Below are 17,157 nucleotides of genomic sequence, written 5' to 3'. Positions count from 1 at the left end.
GCGGTAGCGTCGCCGCCCGTGACCACCGCCGAGGAACGAACGGTCCCGGCGGGGGACCCCGACGAGCACCACGAGGTCGACCCGGGAGCCGAGCCGCTGGCCGACGCGACCCCTGCTGGCGACCCGCTGGCGGTCGACGCCGGCTGGGGTCGTTGGGTGTGGGCCGTGCGGGCCCTGGTGGTCGGTGCGGTCCTCGCCGGGGTCGTGCTGCGCTTCGTCACCCGGTCGCCGCTCTGGCTCGACGAGGCGCTGAGCGTGAACATCGCCCGCCTCCCGCTGGGCGACATCCCCGCCGCGCTGAAGATGGACGGGCACCCGCCGCTGTACTACGTGCTCCTCCACGGGTGGATGGACGCGTTCGGCGAGGGCTCGGTGGCGGTGCGGGCCTTCTCGGGCCTCTGGTCGCTGGCGCTGTTCCCCCTGGCCTGGGTGGCGGCCCGGCGCATCGGCGGCACCCGCGTGGCCGTCTACACCGTGGCCCTCCTCGCCCTGTCGCCCTTCGCCATCCGCTACGGCACCGAGACGCGCATGTACGCCATGCTGTCGGTCCTCGCCCTGGCCGGTTGGCTGCTGGTCGACGACGGCCTGCGGCGCCCCACCCCGGGGCGGCTCGCTGCCATCGCCGCGATCACCGGGCTGCTGCTCTGGACCCACTACTGGGCCATGTGGTTCCTCGCCGCGGCCGGCATCGGCCTGCTCGTGCACGGCTGGCGTGCGCGCAAGGACGGACGCCACGACGCCTATGGCGCCACCGTCCGGGTGATCGGGGCGCTGGTGGTCGGCGGCTTGACCTTCCTGCCGTGGCTCCCGACGTTGCTCTACCAGGGCGCCCACACCGGCACGCCGTGGGCCCGCCCCGTGCGGCCCACCGAGATGGTGATGTTCACCCTGGCCGACTTCGGCGGCGGGCCCCAGGCGGAGGCCACCATGCTGGGCTGGCTGCTCGGCATCGCGGTGCTGCTCGGCGTGCTGGGCAAGGCCACCGCCAGCCGCTTCGACGTCGACCTCGACCTGCGCAGCCGGGTGGAGGCGCGGCCCTATGCCATCCTCGTGATCGGCACCATGGCCATCGCCGAGGTCGTCGGCTACGCCACCGGGGCCACCTACGCCAGCCGCTACGCAGCCGTCATCTTCCCGTTCGTCATCGTGCTGGCCGGCCTGGGCGTCGACCGCCTGCGCAGCCGGCCCATCGTGGTCGGCGCGCTGGCCGTGCTGTTGCTGCTGGGCGGCATCGGCGGCGTCCGCAACGTGGTCACCGACCGCACCGACGCCCGTCGGTCGGTGCAGGCCATCCAGGCCGCCGGGCAGGCCGGCGACGTCGTCGTCTACTGCCCGGACCAGCTCGGCCCGTCGGGCTCTCGCCTGCTGGGCGAGGAGTTCGACCAGGTGACGTACCCGGCCTTCCGCCGCCCCGAGCGGGTCGACTGGGTGGACTACAAGGAGCAGCTGGCCAAGGCCGATCCCCGCGCCTTCGCGACCAAGTTGCTGGCCCGGGCCGAGGGCCACCGCATCTTCTTCGTGTACAGCCTCAACTACACCACCCACCGGGCCATCTGTCCGAAGGTGCTCGAGGCCCTCGGCGAGAAGCGGGTGCCCCAGACGTTGACCCAGCCCACCGACGCCTTCGAGCAGGCCGGCGTGGTGGTCCTGGAGCCGGCGGCCCGCTGACGGGCGCCGCCGGCCGGGACGTCAGTCCTTGGTGGCCACCGCGTTGGGCGTGACGTTCATCTTCGGGACGTAGTCCTCCTGGACGATCTCCCGGGCCTCCCCGCCCTGGTCGGCCCGGAGCTGGGCCCGGCAGGAGGAGCACGGCCCGTACCAGGCCTCGACCACGTCGTCCTGGCAGCGCGGGCAGGTGTAGCTCTGCGTGTCGGGCGCCGGCTCGGTGAGGGTCATGGCCCCAGGATCGCGCACGATGGCCGGGCGGGCGGGGACCGGGGCGGGGTCGCTCACGCGCTGCGGCGCTCGGCCCGGCCGTCGAAGGGGGCGGCGTCGAAGAGCTCGGCGGCGAACGGGCCGACGGCGGCGAGCTCGGCGGGGACGGCGTCGAGGCGGCGGATGATGACGACCTCCGACGTGCGGAAGCTGGCCAGCCGGGTGCTCCACGTGTCGACCACGTTCCGGCCCGAGCCGGTCTGGAAGAACGTCGTCATCTGCCCTTCCTGCTGGTAGGCGTCGGCACCGTCGATGCGCTCGGTGGTGCGGTCCTTCAAGGTCACCTGGTAGCTGGACATGGCGCCTCCTCTCGTCCGTGGGAGCAACGTACGACGGATCGCCTGTGCGCAACGAGTGGCGGCGCCCTGTGGATTGCCGAAGTTGTCCACAGGCTCGGCAGCCGGGCTACTGGTCCCGGATGTCCCTCGGGGCGTACCGGGGGCCGTGGCGCGGGGCGTGCAGGCCCGCGGCGCCGATGAGGCGGATCACCCGGCCGCGCTGGCCGGCGAACGGCTCGAGCACCTCGAGGAGGGCGTCGTCGTCGTCGACGGCCTCGCCGGTGAGGGCGTAGGTGACGTCGGCCGGGATGTGGGCGTCGCCCACCGAGACGGCGTCGGCGTCGCCCAGGGCCACCAGCGCCACCTGGGCGGCCGTCCACGGGCCGACGCCGGTGGTGTGCAGCAGGCGCTGGTGGGCCTCGGGCACGGGGAGCATGCCCAGGGCGTCGAGGCGGCGGGCGTTGGCCGCCACCCGGCGCACGGTGTCGGCCCGCTTGCGCTCCACCCCGAGCACGTGGAGGTCGTAGTACGCCACGCCGGCCAGGACCTCGGGGTCGGGGGGCAGCCGCAGGTCGGTGGGGCCGGGCGCGTCCTCGCCCCACCGCGCCACCAGCTGGGTCTGGGCCCGTCGCGCCTCGAAGGTGGTCACCCGCTGCTCCAGGACCGACGCCACCAGGGCCTCGGTCACGGCCCCCGAGCGGGGGACGCGGCGATCGCTGAAGTCGCGCCACAGCCGGGCCACGACCGGGTGCTGGGGGTCGAACCCGCCGTCGTCGTCGTGCACGCCGACCAGGCTGGGCACGGCGTCGAGCGCCGCCTCGGCCCCCTCGCCCCAGGCCGTGGCCTCCACCCGGTCACCCAGGTGGACGAGGCGCACGGTGGACGGGCCGGCGGGGGAGCGAGAGGCCCGCCAGATGCCGTCGGCGGCGAAGCGCAGGGACGGGTCGTACGCCCCGCGACGGAGCGCGGAGAGCGTGCCCGGGAGGTCGATCGGGAAGGGGAGGGGGACGACGCGCTGCTGCATGGCGGGGGTGCCGCCAGAACAGGTGTTCCGCCGGGCCTGAGACGGTAGCGCCCGCTCGGGCGCCGGGGCCAGCCCCTCGGGCGAGCCGTGCTGCGGCCTCAGCCGAGCTGGTCTCGGGCCCAGGCGTAGTCGGGCTTGCCGCTGGGGCTGCGGGAGATGCGGTCCCGGAAGACCACGTCCTTGGGCAGCTTGTAGCGGGCCAGGTGGGCGGCGGCGACCTCGCGCAGCCCCTCGAGGTCGACCTCGGCTCCGGGGCGGACGGCCACGACGGCCACCACCTCCTGGCCCCAGCGCTCGCTCGGGCGGCCGACCACGAGGGCGTCGTAGACGCCGGGGTGGTGCTTGATGGCCTGCTCGACCTCCTCGGCGAAGACCTTCTCGCCCCCGGTGTTGATGGTCACCGACTCCCGCCCGTGGAGCTCGATGGACCCGTCGGCCCGCCAGGCCGCCCGGTCGCCGGCCACGGCCCAGCGCTCGCCGGCGATCTCCGGGAAGGTCGCTCGGGTCTTCGCCTCGTCGCCCAGGTAGCCGCGGGGGATGCGGCCGCCCTGGGCCAACCAGCCGATGTCGGCCTCGTCGGGCGCCAGCCGGCGGCTCAGCGTGGCGTCGAGCACCGCGGTGGTCGCCGACGGCTCGAACCGGGTGGGGCCGAGGTCGTCGCCGGCGCGGGTGTTGGCCACGGCCTGGCGCCCCGTCTCCGACGAGCCCAGCACGTCGACGATGCGCAGCTGGGGCGCCACCTCGAGCAGCTCGGCGCGCAGCCTCGGCGACAGGATGGCGCCCCCGGTGAGCAGGAAGCGCAGCGCCGAGAGGTCGCGCGGCTGGCGGCGCTGCTCGTCGAGGAGCGGCCGGGCGAACGCGTCGCCCACGATCAGCAGCGAGGTCACGCCGTGGCGCTCGCACGTGTCGAGCACGTCGGCGGGGTCGAGGCGGTCGACGGTGTCCTGGATGACGATGGTGCCGCCGCTGATCCACGTGCTGAGCGCGTTCCACATGGCCGCGCCGTGCATGAGCGGCGGGGCGGGCAAGGTCGCCAGGTTGCGCCGGAGCGCCGGCCCCACCAGCTCGTCGAGCGACTCGAAGTCGGTGCCGTCCTTGCGACGCACGCCGAGGGCGGCCACCAGGAAGTCGGCCTGGCGCCAGAGCACGCCCTTGGGGTTCCCGGTCGTGCCGCCGGTGTAGAGGACGTACAGGTCGTCCGGGCGCCACTCGGCCACCGGCTCGGTGCTCGCGGCGCCGGCGATCGCCTCCTCGTAGTCGATCGCGCCCGGCAGCAGGTCGTCGCCCGAGCCGTCGTCGACCCGGACCAGCAAGGGCTGGTGGTCGAGCCGTGGGAGCACGTCGGCCAGGGTGGCGGCGAAGGCGCCGTGGTAGACGATCGCCGCCGCGCCCGAGTCCCGGAACAGGTAGGCCAGCTCGTCGGCCACGTAGCGGTAGTTGACGTTGAACGCCGCGGCGCCGGCCTTGGACGCGGCCAGCTGGGCCTCGAGGTAGGCGTTGGAGTTGTGGAGGTAGAGCGCCACGTGGTCGTGGGGCGACTCCCACCCCTCGCAGTCGGCGAGGTCGCGGTTCCGGCCGATGCCGTGGGCGGCGAGCACCGACGCCAGGCGGCGCGTGCGGTCGGTGACCTCGGCCCAGGTCCAGGTGCGGTCGCGCCACACGAGGCACGGGCGATCAGCCAACGCCGTCGCCAGTGCCTCGTGGATGGCCGCCAGGTTCAGTTCCATCAGCGGCGCGCTGCCGGAGCCAGGATCGCTCAGTCCTCGATGGTGACGGAGTTGATGACGACCTCGTCGACGGGGCGGTCGCCGCGGGCCGTGGGGGTCGACGCGATGCTGTCGACCACGCGCTTGCTCTCGTCGTCGGCCACCTCGCCGAAGATGGCGTGCTTGCCGAGCAGGTGCGGGGTCGGGCCGACGGTGATGAAGAACTGCGAGCCGTTGGTGCCCTTGCCGCCGCGGGTGCCGGCGTTGGCCATGGCCAGCTTGTACGGGGTGGCGAAGTCGAGGCCGGGGGCGATCTCGTCGTCGAAGTCGTAGCCGGGGCCGCCGGTGCCGGTGCCGGTGGGATCGCCGCCCTGGATCATGAAGCCCGGGATGACCCGGTGGAAGATCACGCCGTCGTAGAAGGGCTTGTCCCGGGTCTTGCCGAGCTCGAGGTCCCGCCAGGTGGGCTCGCCCTTGGCGAGGCCGACGAAGCTGCCGACGGTCTTGGGCGCCTGGTCGGCGAAGAGCGTGATGCGGATGTCACCGTGGTTGGTGTGGAGCGTTGCTTGCATCGTCTGATCCTGCCACGTCGCGCTCGCGGCGCCGCCTCCGGTCGCTGCGGTCAGGACGGTGCGGCCGGCGCGCCCAGGCCCGCCAGCAGGGGAGCGACCACCGCGCCGGGCTCGGTGCCGCGCCCCACCCAGCCGCCGATCCCGAGCAGCAGGGCGGCCACCGCGGCTTGGGCGGCCACCTCGCCACCGGGCGCGCCGTCGGCCAGCACGGCCGCCCAACGGGCCCGCACGCCGTGCAGCGCCGGGTGGTCCAGGCCTCCGCTGGCCAGCAGCACGCCCCATCCCTCGCGCTCCTCGCCCACGAAGGCGAACAGGGCGCCCACGAGGGTGCGCAGGCGGGCGGCGTGGTCCTCGGAGCGGGCGAGCGACGGGGCCACCCGGGCGTCCAGGCGTCCGACGATGCGGACCTGCACCGCGTCGATCAGGCCACGGCGGTCGCCGAGGTAGGTGTGCACGAGGGCGCGAGACACGCCCGCGGCCGCAGCCACCTGATCGAACGTGACGGAGTAGGGGTCGTGCTCGTCGAGCAGGCGCTCGGCGGCGTCGACGATGAGGCCCCGACGGGTGTCGGGGTCGAGGCGAGCGGCCCGGGGCCGCTCCGCGGGGCCGCTCAGGCCGACGCCCCGGCCAGCGAGACGGTGGTGACGACCTCGCCCGGCGCCAGCGGGTGGTGGCAGGCGACGAACTGGTCGTCGGCCACCTTGCGCATCACCGGCACCTCGTCGCGGCACTGCTCGTCGGCCTTGGGGCACCGGGTCCGGAACCGGCACCCCGACGGAGGCGACAGCGGCGACGGGATCTCGCCGCCCAGGGTCTGGCGGGCGTCCGGGCGCACGTCGGGATCGGGCACGGGGATGGCGCTGAGCAGGGCGGACGTGTACGGGTGGGCGGGCTGGGCGTAGAGGACGTCGGGGTCGCCGACCTCGCAGAGCCGGCCGAGGTACATCACCGCCACGCGATCGCTGATGTTCTTCACCACCGCCAGGTCGTGGGCGATGAAGATCATGGTCAGGCCGTACTGGGCCTTCATGTCCTCGAGCAGGTTCAGGATCTGGGCCTGCACCGACACGTCGAGCGCCGAGACCGGCTCGTCGCACACGATCAGCTGGGGGTCGGTGATGACCGCCCGGGCGATGGAGATGCGCTGGCACTGGCCGCCGGAGAACTGGAACGGGCGCCGGCCGCGCGCCACGTCGGGGTCGAGGCCGACGGTGAGCAGCATCTCGTCGACCTTCTCGCTGCGCTCGGCCCGGGAGCCCCGCTTCCAGATGTCGAGGCCCTCGGCCACGATGTCCTCGACCTTGCGTCGCGGGTTCAGCGACGAGATCGGGTCCTGGAAGATCATCTGCAGCTTGGTGCGGACCTGGCGGAGCTCCTTGGCACCCAGCGAGGTGAGGTCGGTGCCCTCGAACACGACCTTGCCGCTGGTGGGCGACGGGAGCTGCATGATCGCCTTGCCGGTGGTGCTCTTCCCGCAGCCCGACTCGCCGACCAGCCCGAGCGTCTCGCCCGGCAGCACGTCGAGGTTGACGTCGGTGACGGCGTGCACGGTCTGGTTGCGACCGGTGTGGAACTCGACGACGAGGTCCTCCACCCGCAGCAGGGCGTCCTCCGGTGCTCGGAGGTGGGCGGTACCGGTGCCGGCCATCAGGCGCTGACCTCAGGATCGATGGGGGCGGGGGCAGGGGAGGACGACACCGGTGCGGCGACCGCGACCGGGGTCGGCACCGCCGTGCCCACGCCCGAGACGGGGAAGTGGCAGGCGAAGAGGTGGGTGGGATCGGCGGGGTCCGGCGTGAGCTCGGGGTCCTCGACGAGGCAGACGTCCTGGGCGTAGGCGCAGCGGGGGGCGAACTTGCAGCCCTCCGGCAGGTGCACCAGGTCCGGTGGCCGGCCGCCGATGGCGTCCAGCTTGGTGTGCTTGGCCATCTCCAGCTTGGGGATGGAGCGCAGCAGCGCCTCGGTGTAGGGGTGCCGCACGGCGCCGAACAGGGCCTTCGAGGGCGCCTGCTCCACGATGCGCCCGGCGTACATGACGGCGATGTCGTGCGCCCGGCCGGCCACGACGCCGAGGTCGTGGGTGACCAGGATCATGGCCATCTGTCGATCGCGCTGCATGGACTGCAGCAGGTCGAGGATCTGGGCCTGGACGGTGACGTCGAGGGCAGTGGTGGGCTCGTCGGCGAAGAGCAGCTTGGGGCCGCACGCCAGGGCGATGGCGATCATGATGCGCTGGCGCATGCCGCCCGACATCTCGTGGGGGTACATCCGCAGGCGGCGATCGGGCTCGGGGATGCCCACCGAGGTGAGCAGCTGCAGGGCGGTGTCGTGGGCCTGCTTCTTCGACAGGTCGATGTGCTCGTGGAGCGACTCGGTGATCTGCTGCTCGATGCGCAGCACCGGGTTCAGCGCCGTCATGGGGTCCTGGAAGACCATCGACATCTGGTCGCCCCAGTAGCCCCGCATGACCTTGGGCTTGGCGTTGAGGATCTCGTTGCCGGCGAAGCGGACGCTGCCCGAGCGGGTGGCGTTCGACGGCATGAGGCCCATCACCGAGCGGGACAGGACCGACTTGCCGGAGCCGGACTCGCCGACGATGCCGAGCGTGCGGCCGCGCCGCAGCTCGAAGCTGATGCCCCGCACGGCGAGCACCGGCCCGCGAGGGGAGGAGAAGGTGGTGTGCAGGTCCTCGACCTCCAGCAGCACCTCGCCGGGCGCCACGGTGGGCAGGTCGAGGGAGTGGTCGTCCTGGATGGCGACGTCGAGGTCGTCGACGCCCACCTCGGGCTCGGCCACGGTCGGGGCGGGGTCGGTCACGGGATCGGTCACAGGGCGCTCTCCCGGACGTCGAAGCGGTTGCGGACCACGTCGCCCAGGAAGTTCAGCGACATGACCGTGAAGAAGATCACCACGATCGGCAGGAACATCACGAACGGCGCATCCTCCATGTCGCCGCGCCCGGCGTCGATCATGACGCCGAGGGTGGCCTGGGGCGGGTTGACGCTGGCGCCGAACAGGGCGGCGGCGCCTTCGGCCACGATGGCGATGCCGATGCCCAGCAGGGCGATGTAGCCCATGGCCGGCAGCACGTTCGGGAGGATCTCCCGGAACAGGATGCGTCCGCTGCCGGCGCCCTGGGCCTTGGCGGCCAGGACGAACTCGCGCTGGGACCAGGCCAGGGTCTGGGCCCTGGTGATGCGGGCCAGCAGCGGGATCGACACCAGCCCGATGGCGATGATCAGGATGACCACGCCGGGCAGGGCCTCGTCCTGGCTGGGATCGCCCTTGAGCACCGCCACCAGGGCCAGCACCAGCACGAGCGCCGGGATGGCGAGGAGGATGTCGAACAGGCCGGCGAGCAGCTTGCCGATCCAGTTGCGGTAGTAGCCGGCGAAGAGGCCGAGCAGGCCACCGATCAAGAAGCCCACCGCCACCGAGGCGAAGCCCACCTCGAGCGAGACCCGGGCGCCCCAGATGAGGCGGGAGAGCATGTCGCGCCCGTTGCCGTCGGCGCCGAGCAGCAGGCCGCCCTGGCCGGGAGCCAGCAGCGGGGTGTCGGTGCTCTGCACGTCGGGGTTCTTGATGGGCAGCACCGAGGCGAACACCGAGGTGAACACCAGCAGGCCGAGCCACCCGATGGAGAGCCAGGCGGCGAAGCCCAGCTTCTTCTTGCCGCCGGCGTCGGGGTCGATCGCGTCGACGTGGGGGGGCGGCGGGCCCGGTGGCGCCGGATGGGTCGCCCGTGCCGATGAGGTCGGTGCTCATGCGCTGCGCTCCCGGATGCGGGGGTCGAGGACGGTGTAGAGGAAGTCGACGAGGAAGTTGATGAGCACGAACGAGATGGCGATGATCGCCACCAGGCTCTGGAGCTGCACGTACTGCCGGGCGAAGATCGCCTCGCCGACCTGGACGCCGAGGCCGGGGATGCCCAGCAGGTACTCCACCACCAGCGTGCCGCCGATCAGGGTGCCGATGTTGAGGCCGGCCACGGTGAGCAGGGTGAGGCTGGAGGGTCGCAGGGCGTGGCGCCAGAGCACCCGCCCGTTGGAGATCCCCTTGGACTTGGCCATGAGGATGAAGTCCTCCTGCAGCGTGGCCACCAGGTCCGAGCGCAGCAGCCGCATGTACACGGCGATCTGGCCCAGGGAGAGGGCCAGCACCGGGACCACCATGGACTTGACGTGCTCGACCAGGTTCTCCGTCGGCCCCGTGTAGCCCTGGGCCGGGACCAGGCCGGCCTTGACGCCGAGGAAGTAGCTCAAGGTGAGGGCCACCGCGAAGTTCGGCAACGAGATGAAGCCGAACATCACGGTGTTGAGCAACTTGTCGATCCACCTCCCCGATCGGTAGGCGGCGAGCACCGCGAGGGGGGACCGCGATCAGCAGCGAGAAGATCTGCGTGTAGACGATCAGCAGCGCGGAGACCGGCGCCCCCTCCTTCACCCCCTTGCTGACCGGGATCTTGGAGCTCGAGCTGTACTTGTCGCCCATGTCCCCGGTCAGGAACTTGCCGGCCCACTTCGCCCACCGCACCGGCAGCGGCCGGTCGAGGTTGTTGTCCTTCCGGAAGTCCTTGGTGAGCTGCTGGCCCGGGGAGGCGTCGAACGGGATGACCACGTTCTCCGGCTTCCCCGGGACCAGCGACATCAGGAACACGGTGAAGAACGTGACGACCACGAACACCACCGCGAGCTGCAAGAGCTTCCGGCCCAGGATCAACATGTGCATTCCTCCTGTCGACCGGCGACGGGCCGGTGCGGCGGGGTGAGAGAAGGGAGGCGGAGGGGGACTAGCTGACCCAGAGGCCGAGCAGGGAGTGGCCGGTGGCCAGGCCCTTGTTCGGCTGGAGGTCCGGGTCGTCGGCGGCGCTGGGCTTGCTGGCGTCGGGGCCGGGCAGCGGCGGGCCGAGGATCCCGTGGACGTCCGGGCCTTCCACGACCGCCCAGGGGGTGAACCAGGACCAGACGCCGTGGACCTGGGTGGCCATGCGCTTGTTGAGGTCCTGGTAGATGGTCTTGCGCTTGGCCGGGTCGGGCTCGGAGCGGCCCTCGTCGAGCAGCTTGTCGACCTCGTCGTCGCGGAAGCCGGCGAAGTTCACCAGGTTCGGGCTGAACTTCCCGTCGACCGTGTCGCCGCTGTACCACCACACGTAGTTGGCGTCCGGGTCACCACCGGGGTAGTTCCGGAACGTCATGGCCTGGTACTTCTTGCCGATGGCGTCGTTGATGAGCGCCGCCTGGTCGCGGAGCACGATCTTCACCGTGATGCCGCTGGCCTTGGCCCGCTGCTGGATGAGCTCGCAGAGCTTCTTGACGGTGGGGTCGGTGGTGCCCTCGAGGGTGAACTCGGCCTTGCCGCCGTCCTTGACGTAGTCGGCCACGAGGGCCTTGGCCTTGGCGGCGTCGAACTTCGGGAAGCCGGGGTCCTTGAGGTAGGCCACCGAGTCCGGGGCGAACGGGCCGTCGGCGATCGTGGGCAGGCCGTCGTTGATCAGGTTGTTGATCTCGCTGCGGTCCGCGCCCATGGCGAGGGCCTGGCGCATGCGCAGGTCGTCGAACGGCGCCGTGGTGTGGTTCAGCTGCATGAACGCCACCTCGCCGAACTCCTCGGAGACGAACATGTTGGCCTTGCCGCTGTCGCGGAGCTTCAGCAGCTTGTTGCCGATGTCGTCGCCGTTGGAGGTGTGCATGATGTTGACGTCACCGGTCTGCAGGGCGTTGTTGCGCACCTGGCCGTCGGGGATCGGGCGGAACTCGATCGACGAGGCGTAGGGGTACGGCTTGCCGTCCGGGGCGATCTGCCAGTAGTCGGGGTTGGCCTTGGCCACGAACTTCTGGTTCGGGGTCCAGCTCTGGAAGGTGAAGGGGCCGGTGCCGATCGGTTCGTCGGCGCAGTGGTCCTTCGAGTCGAGCTGGGCCTGGGCCATGATCCCGAGGCGGGACGAGCTGTAGAGGTAGCTGGGGAAGGCGACCCACGGCTTGGTGGTGGTGACCTTCACGTTGAGGTCGTCGACGGCGTCGACGGCCTTGATGTTCTTGAGCACGAAGGCGAACAGCAGCGAGCTGCGGCCCGGGTAGACGCCGCGGTAGGCGTCGAGGTTGTTCTTCACGACCTGGGCGGTGAGCGGCGAGCCGTCGTGGAACTTGATGCCGTCGCGCAGCTCGATGTTCCACTCGGTGTAGTCGTCGTTGTGGGTGATGTCCTTGGCGAGGTAGGGCACGTAGTCGCCCTTGGAGTTCGGCACGGTGAGGGTGTCGTAGACGGCCCGCACGATCATCATCCCGGAGATGGCCAGCTGGCCCTCGGAGAGGCAGAAGCCGCCGTTGGTGTCGGCCTCGAGGCCGTAGACCAGCTTGCCGCCACGCTTGGGCTCACCGGCCTTGTCGAGGCCCGACTCGCCGGCGGCGGCGTCGAGCTTCTTGTCGGCGAGCTTCTCGCCGCCCTTCTTGGAGCCCTCGCTGGCGCCGCCACAGGCGGAGGCCACGAGGCTGAAGGCCAGGAGTCCGGCGAAGGCCGCCTTGGCCCCCCGGCTGATCGGTCGAGCTCGAAGTCGCATCGTGTCCCCTTGTTGGATCAGGTTTCCCCCCCGTGCACGACCAGCGGTTGTGACTGCCGCCATGCGGGGTGACGGAGACCATAGCGGCCGTTCGCGCGCCAGGTGATGACGCCGGGGAAGAACTTGACCCTGGGGTCAGGTGCGGTCGATCCAGATGCCGAGCAGGGGGTGGCCGGTCACGATCCGGCCGGGCGCCTTGCCGCCCTGGTCGGGCAGATCCGGCCCGAGGATGCCGTGGACGTTGCTCGCCTCGGCCACGGCCCACGGGGCGTACCAGAGGTAGACGTTCCACACCTCCTTGGCGAACTGGGCGTTGATCGCCTCGTAGGCGGCGCGGCGCTTCTCGGGATCGGCGGTGGACCGGCCGACATCGAGGTTCTCGTTGATGACCGGGTCGTCGAAGCGGCCGAAGTTCACCAGGTTGCCCTTGCCGTACCACCAGTTGTAGTTGGCGTCCGGATCGTCGCCGGGCTGGTTCCGGAAGGCCGCCAGGTCGAAGTCGCCGTTGATCGCCTTGTTGATCACGTCGGCCTCGTCGGTGACCTCGAGGGCGATCTCGAAGCCCGCCGCCTCCAGCATCTGCTTCTCGATCGACGCCGTCCGGATCGACGCCAGCGACGTCGAGGTGAGGAGGCGGAGCTTCACGCTCTTGCCGGCGGCCTTGAGCGCCGCGACGCCCTTCTTGGCCGCCGTCAGGTCGAAGGTGGGGAACCCCGTCTTGTCGAGGTGGCCCAGCACCTCCGGCGCGAAGGGCCCGTCGGCCAGCGAGGCGAAGCCCTTGTTGGCGTCCTTGTTCAGCGTCTCCTTGTCGATCGCCTGGGCCACGGCCAGGCGGGCGGCCCGGTCCTTCAGGACCGGGTTCTTGGCGTTGATCATCAGGTAGTTGGTCTCGGTGCGCTCCTCGGAGATCAACAGGTTGATGGCGCCGTCGTCGCGGAGCTGGGTCAGGTTCTGCGCCATGTCCGACGGGGTCGAGGTGTGGAGCATGTTGAGCTCGCCCTGCTCGAGCGCCGCCAGGCGGGCGTCGCTGTTGGGGATCGGGCGGAAGTCGATGGCGTCCAGGTAGGGGTACGGCTTCTTGTCGGGAGCCACCTGCCAGTACTTCGGGTTGCGCTTCACCTTGAGGCTCTCGCCCTTGGTCCACGACACGAACGAGAACGGCCCGGTCCCGATGGGCTCGGTCTCGCAGGTGTCGGTGTCGGCGTCGAGCTGCGCCTGGGCCACGATCGCCACCCGGCCCGAGCTGTAGAGCGCCGCCGGGAACGCCACCCACGGCACCTTGGTGGTCACCTTGACGGTCAGCTCGTTCACCGCCGTGACGGTGGCGATGTTCTTGAAGACGAAGCTGAAGAGCAGCGGCGAGCGCTTGTCGTAGGCGCCGCGGTAGGCGTCGAGGTTGTTCTTGACCACCTGGGCGGTGAGCTTGCTGCCGTCGTGGAAGGTGATGCCCGAGCGGAGGGTGATGACCCAGGTCTTGTAGGCGTCGTCGTGGGACACCGACTTCGCGAGGTACGGCGCGTAGCCGCCCTTGTCGTCCGGGACGGTCAGCGGGTCGTACAGCGCCCGGAGCACCTCGAGGCCCGACGCGGCGAGCTGGGCCTCCGGGAGGCACCAGCCGCCGTCGGACTCGGCCTCGAGGCCGTAGACGAGCTGGCCGCCGCGGCGCGGCGTCGGCTCGTCCGGCAGCCCGCTCTCCACCGGCACCGGGCCGAGGGCGGCGCCGCTCGTCACCTGGTCGCCGTCGTCCTTGTGCAGGAGCGAGCAGCTGCTGAGGACCAGCCCGACGGCGAGGCCGAGGGCGAGGGCGCGCCGGAGCGCGGGGGTTCGGGGCGAGGAGGTCGAGGCGCGGGGTCCCATGGCTCCCCCTGTCGGCGCTGGCCGTCCGGAGTTGAGCCGGGAGCGGGCCCGAGCGGCCGCGTCCGGCGCCTCGGCGCGGGCGCTCGCTGTGGACGACGGTGTGCACGACCGGCCCGATCTTGGGGACAACGGAAAAGGTCGGGGGACAACCCTGGGGATGGTGGATTTGTGCTTGACCCCCGGTGAACGGCGGGCGCATGGTTGCCCTCGCCAGGCCGCACCGAGCGGGACGGCACCGGGCAGGAAGCCCTCGACAGCACGGATCGGTTCGCCGGAACGAGCGGTCGGAGGTGGTCCGGTGCAGTGCCGCTCGACTGCTCCTGGTGCCGGATCGGTTCCGGCGCCACCGCCTCCGGGTGGTCGGCTGCAGGGACCGGCACGGCGTCGGGTCCACCCGGCGCCCGCCACCTCACGGTGGTCGGGGGCAGGGACCGGAGCCGGCAGCTCGACACCGAGCACCGCGGGCCTTCGGGTCGGTGGTGCGCACGGATCGGGCACCCGCTCGACAGACGGACCGCAGGCCCTCCGGGGTCGGCGGGGACCGGGGTCGGGCTCGCTCGACACCGAGCACTGCGGGCCTTCGGGTCGGTGGTGCGCACGGATCGGGCACCCGCTCGACAGACGGACCGCAGGCCCTCCGGGGTCGGCGGGGACCGGGGTCGGGCACGCTCGACACCGAGCACCGCGGGCCTTCGGGTCGGTGGTGCGCACGGATCGGGCACCCGCTCGACAGACGGACCGCAGGCCCTCCGGGGTCGGCGGGGACCGGGGTCGGGCTCGCTCGACACCGAGCACTGCGGGCCTTCGGGTCGGTGGTGCGCACGGATCGGGCACCCGCTCGACAGACGGACCGCAGGCCCTCCGGGGTCGGCGGGGACCGGGGTCGGGCTCGGTCGGCCCCGAGGAGCTGGCTGGCGCAAGCCGGTCGGTTACTCGGGGCCACCTCCGTTTTCGCACCCGGGCCGCCCGGGGCCGGCCCGCCCGGCCAGACTGGGCGCCGGCCGGGAGCGCCCGGCGAGCGACGAGGAGCGAGCACCAGTGAGCGATCGGGTCAGCATCGAGGTCCGCGACGGCATCGCCGACGTGCGCCTGAACCGGCCGGACAAGATGAACGCCCTCGACGGCGCCATGTTCGCCGCCATCGCCGAGGCCGGCGACCAGGTGGCGGCCGACCCGAGCGTGCGGGTGGTCGTGCTGTCCGGCGAGGGCCGGGGCTTCTGCGCCGGGCTCGACATCGGCGCCTTCATGGGCGGCGAGCCCGGCGGCGAGTCCTTCGACCTGCTCGGTGGCCGCGAGGGCGACCGCATCGCCAACCTGGCCCAGCAGGTGGCCCACACCTGGATCGAGTGCCCCGTCCCGGTCATCGCTGCGGTGCACGGCGTGGCGCTCGGCGGCGGCATCCAGATCGCCCTCGGCGCCGACATCCGGTTCGTGGCGCCCGACGCCAAGCTCTCGGTGCTCGAGATCCGCTGGGGCCTGCTGCCCGACATGACCGGCCTGCAGTCCCTGCCGCGCCTGGTCGGCCTCGACGTCGCCAAGGAGCTGGCCTTCACCGGCCGCATGCTGTCGGGCGTCGAGGCCAAGGAGCTGGGCCTCGCCACCCACGTCGCCGACGACCCCCGGGCCGCCGCCTTCGAGCTGGCCACCGAGATCGCCGGCAAGAACCCGGCGGCCATCCGGGGCATGAAGGCGCTCCTGAACGCCGCCGGCACCCGGCCGCTCGCCGACTCCTACCGCGAGGAGACGCGCCTCATGAAGCAGGTCATCGGCTCGCCGAACCAGCTCGAGGCCGTGACCGCCTACTTCGAGAAGCGGCCGGCGGCCTTCACCGACCCGGCCTGAGGTGCACGCCGCCGACGCCTTCGTCGCCGCCCTGCGGGCCGACCTCGGCCCGGACCGGGTGGTCACCGACCCCGAGGTCGCAGCCACCCACGCCGTCGACTGGACCGGCCGCTTCCACGGCGTCCCGCCGGCGGTGGTCCGACCCCGCACCGTCGACGAGGTGGCGGCGGTCGTCGCCACGGCCATCGAGCACGGGATCGCCCTGGTGCCCCAGGGCGGCAACACCGGGCTGGTCGGCGGTGCGACGCCCTGCGACGGCGAGGTCGTGGTCGACCTTCGAGCGCTCGCTGCCGTCACCGACGTCGACCCCGTCGGCGGCCAGCTGACCGCAGGGGCCGGCACCACCGTCGCCGACGTGCAGGCCGCCGCCCGCGGCGCCGGATGGGCGTACGGCGTCGACTGGGCGGCCCGGGACTCGGCGACGGTCGGCGGCTCGGTCGCCACCGACGCCGGCGGCCTGCGCTTCGTCCGCCACGGCAGCACCCGTCGGCAGCTTCTCGGGGTGGAGGCGGTGCTGGGCACCGGCGCCACCATCCGCCACCTGCCGGCGGTCGAGAAGGACAACACGGGCTACGACCTCGCCGCGCTGCTGTGCGGCAGCGAGGGGACGCTCGGGCTGGTGACCGCCGCCCGCCTGCGCCTCGTGCCGCCGGCTGGCCCGCTCGCCACCGCCCTCGTCGGCTTCGCCTCCACCGCCGCTGCGGTCGAGGCGGCGTCGGTGCTGCGGCGCTCGCTGGCCGGGCTCGAGGCGGTCGAGCTGGTCCTGGCCGATGGCGTCGCGCTGGTCCGCTCGGTCACGGGCCTGCCGGCGCCGCTGGCCGCCGAGGCGCCCGTCCTGCTGCTCGTGGAGGCCGGCGACCACGTCGACCCGGAGCGCCGTCTGGCCGAGGCCGTCGCCGGCCTCGACGGCGTGCTCGACGCCGCGGTGGCGGTCGACGGTCCTCGTCGCGCCCAGCTCTGGCGCTACCGCGAGGAGCACACGTCGGCCATCAGCACCGTCGGCCCGCCCCACAAGTTCGACGTCACCCTCCCCGCCGCGGCGCTGGCCGCGTTCATCGACGACGTGCCCGACGTGGTGGCCGCCGTCGCGCCCTCGGCTCGCACGTGGTGCTTCGGCCACGCCGCCGACGGCAACGTCCACGTGAACGTGACCGGGCTCGCCCCCGACGACGAAGCGGTGGCCGACGTCGTGCTGCAGCGGGTGGCCGACCTCGGCGGCTCCATCTCGGCCGAGCACGGCATCGGCCGCGCCAAGCGCCGCTGGCTCCACCTGGCCCGCACCCCGTCCGAGGTCGGCGCCATGCGGGCCATCAAGGCCGCCCTCGATCCGCACGGCCTCTGCAACCCCGCCGTCCTCCTCCCACCGCCGTAGCGCCCAGCCGCCCCG

At 72.4% G+C, this 17,157-nt stretch carries 16 protein-coding genes; 4 read left to right on the top strand and 12 right to left on the bottom strand.

Annotated elements, in window-relative coordinates:
* Positions 1-18 precede the first annotated feature (18 nt).
* Complete coding sequence (locus KSP35_RS04610) at positions 19-1,668, top strand: glycosyltransferase family 39 protein (protein WP_216999335.1); 1,650 nt, start codon at positions 19-21, stop codon at positions 1,666-1,668.
* Positions 1,669-1,689: 21 nt separating this feature from the next.
* Here KSP35_RS04610 and KSP35_RS04605 read toward each other — a convergent pair whose 3' ends face one another.
* The 10 genes from KSP35_RS04605 to KSP35_RS04560 all read right to left on the bottom strand — a co-directional run bounded on the left by KSP35_RS04605 (position 1,690) and on the right by KSP35_RS04560 (position 9,837).
* The gene (locus KSP35_RS04605) at positions 1,690-1,896 is read right to left on the bottom strand and encodes a hypothetical protein (RefSeq protein ID WP_216999333.1); all 207 of its coding nucleotides are present in this window, start codon (positions 1,894-1,896) and stop codon (positions 1,690-1,692) included.
* 53 nt (positions 1,897-1,949) lie between these two features.
* Complete coding sequence (locus KSP35_RS04600; protein WP_216999331.1) at positions 1,950-2,234, bottom strand: hypothetical protein; 285 nt, start codon at positions 2,232-2,234, stop codon at positions 1,950-1,952.
* 106 nt (positions 2,235-2,340) lie between these two features.
* Positions 2,341-3,237, bottom strand: coding sequence for a DNA-3-methyladenine glycosylase (locus tag KSP35_RS04595; protein WP_216999329.1), 897 nt, complete (start codon positions 3,235-3,237; stop codon positions 2,341-2,343).
* 98 nt (positions 3,238-3,335) lie between these two features.
* Positions 3,336-4,964: an acyl-CoA synthetase gene (locus KSP35_RS04590; RefSeq protein ID WP_216999327.1), complete on the bottom strand. Its 1,629-nt coding sequence runs from the start codon at positions 4,962-4,964 to the stop codon at positions 3,336-3,338.
* Between the two features lie 29 nt (positions 4,965-4,993).
* A complete protein-coding gene (locus KSP35_RS04585; protein WP_216999325.1) occupies positions 4,994-5,515 on the bottom strand; it encodes a peptidylprolyl isomerase in 522 nt (173 codons plus the stop codon).
* A gap of 50 nt (positions 5,516-5,565) precedes the next feature.
* On the bottom strand, positions 5,566-6,045 hold the full coding sequence (locus KSP35_RS04580; protein WP_254127185.1) for a TetR family transcriptional regulator: 480 nt from the start codon (positions 6,043-6,045) through the stop codon (positions 5,566-5,568).
* An 80-nt stretch (positions 6,046-6,125) separates the two neighbouring features.
* Positions 6,126-7,163, bottom strand: a complete 1,038-nt coding sequence (locus KSP35_RS04575; RefSeq protein ID WP_216999323.1) for an ABC transporter ATP-binding protein — start codon at positions 7,161-7,163, stop codon at positions 6,126-6,128.
* Complete coding sequence (locus KSP35_RS04570; RefSeq protein ID WP_371748956.1) at positions 7,163-8,269, bottom strand: ABC transporter ATP-binding protein; 1,107 nt, start codon at positions 8,267-8,269, stop codon at positions 7,163-7,165. Before KSP35_RS04570 ends, KSP35_RS04575 begins: the two co-directional genes overlap by 1 nt.
* A gap of 71 nt (positions 8,270-8,340) precedes the next feature.
* Complete coding sequence (locus tag KSP35_RS04565; RefSeq protein WP_216999322.1) at positions 8,341-9,132, bottom strand: ABC transporter permease; 792 nt, start codon at positions 9,130-9,132, stop codon at positions 8,341-8,343.
* Between the two features lie 144 nt (positions 9,133-9,276).
* Positions 9,277-9,837, bottom strand: coding sequence for an ABC transporter permease subunit (locus tag KSP35_RS04560; protein WP_254126987.1), 561 nt, complete (start codon positions 9,835-9,837; stop codon positions 9,277-9,279).
* A 287-nt stretch (positions 9,838-10,124) separates the two neighbouring features.
* Between KSP35_RS04560 and KSP35_RS04555 the strand changes: the two genes are divergently transcribed.
* On the top strand, positions 10,125-10,283 hold the full coding sequence (locus KSP35_RS04555) for a hypothetical protein (protein ID WP_216999320.1): 159 nt from the start codon (positions 10,125-10,127) through the stop codon (positions 10,281-10,283).
* 21 nt (positions 10,284-10,304) lie between these two features.
* Here the strand turns inward: KSP35_RS04555 and KSP35_RS04550 are convergent, their stop codons facing one another.
* Positions 10,305-12,071, bottom strand: coding sequence for an ABC transporter substrate-binding protein (locus tag KSP35_RS04550; protein ID WP_216999319.1), 1,767 nt, complete (start codon positions 12,069-12,071; stop codon positions 10,305-10,307).
* A 135-nt stretch (positions 12,072-12,206) separates the two neighbouring features.
* Positions 12,207-13,928: an ABC transporter substrate-binding protein gene (locus KSP35_RS04545; RefSeq protein ID WP_216999317.1), complete on the bottom strand. Its 1,722-nt coding sequence runs from the start codon at positions 13,926-13,928 to the stop codon at positions 12,207-12,209.
* A 1,038-nt stretch (positions 13,929-14,966) separates the two neighbouring features.
* On the opposite strand from KSP35_RS04545, the gene KSP35_RS04540 reads away from it, so the two are divergent.
* Entirely contained in the window at positions 14,967-15,770 is an 804-nt protein-coding gene (locus KSP35_RS04540; protein ID WP_216999315.1) for a crotonase/enoyl-CoA hydratase family protein, read from the top strand.
* A 1-nt stretch (position 15,771) separates the two neighbouring features.
* The gene (locus KSP35_RS04535) at positions 15,772-17,142 is read left to right on the top strand and encodes an FAD-binding oxidoreductase (RefSeq protein WP_216999313.1); all 1,371 of its coding nucleotides are present in this window, start codon (positions 15,772-15,774) and stop codon (positions 17,140-17,142) included.
* Positions 17,143-17,157 lie beyond the last annotated feature (15 nt).

This window comes from Aquihabitans sp. G128, assembly GCF_019048865.1.
Taxonomy (GTDB): Bacteria; Actinomycetota; Acidimicrobiia; order Acidimicrobiales; family Iamiaceae; genus Aquihabitans.
The sequence above is the reverse complement of the archived record's forward strand: the minus strand, read 5'-3'. Positions and strand labels throughout refer to the sequence as shown.

Excerpts from the sequence above, each read along its gene's own strand:
- KSP35_RS04600 (WP_216999331.1), bottom strand. The coding sequence starts at position 2,234 with ATGTCCAGCTACCAGGTGACCTTGAAGGACCGCACCACCGAGCGCATC.
- KSP35_RS04585 (WP_216999325.1), bottom strand. The coding sequence starts at position 5,515 with ATGCAAGCAACGCTCCACACCAACCACGGTGACATCCGCATCACGCTC.
- KSP35_RS04575 (WP_216999323.1), bottom strand. The coding sequence starts at position 7,163 with ATGGCCGGCACCGGTACCGCCCACCTCCGAGCACCGGAGGACGCCCTG.
- KSP35_RS04595 (WP_216999329.1), bottom strand. The coding sequence starts at position 3,237 with ATGCAGCAGCGCGTCGTCCCCCTCCCCTTCCCGATCGACCTCCCGGGC.
- KSP35_RS04545 (WP_216999317.1), bottom strand. The coding sequence starts at position 13,928 with ATGGGACCCCGCGCCTCGACCTCCTCGCCCCGAACCCCCGCGCTCCGG.
- KSP35_RS04605 (WP_216999333.1), bottom strand. The coding sequence starts at position 1,896 with ATGACCCTCACCGAGCCGGCGCCCGACACGCAGAGCTACACCTGCCCG.
- KSP35_RS04555 (WP_216999320.1), top strand. The coding sequence starts at position 10,125 with ATGACCACGTTCTCCGGCTTCCCCGGGACCAGCGACATCAGGAACACG.
- KSP35_RS04550 (WP_216999319.1), bottom strand. The coding sequence starts at position 12,071 with ATGCGACTTCGAGCTCGACCGATCAGCCGGGGGGCCAAGGCGGCCTTC.
- KSP35_RS04590 (WP_216999327.1), bottom strand. The coding sequence starts at position 4,964 with ATGGAACTGAACCTGGCGGCCATCCACGAGGCACTGGCGACGGCGTTG.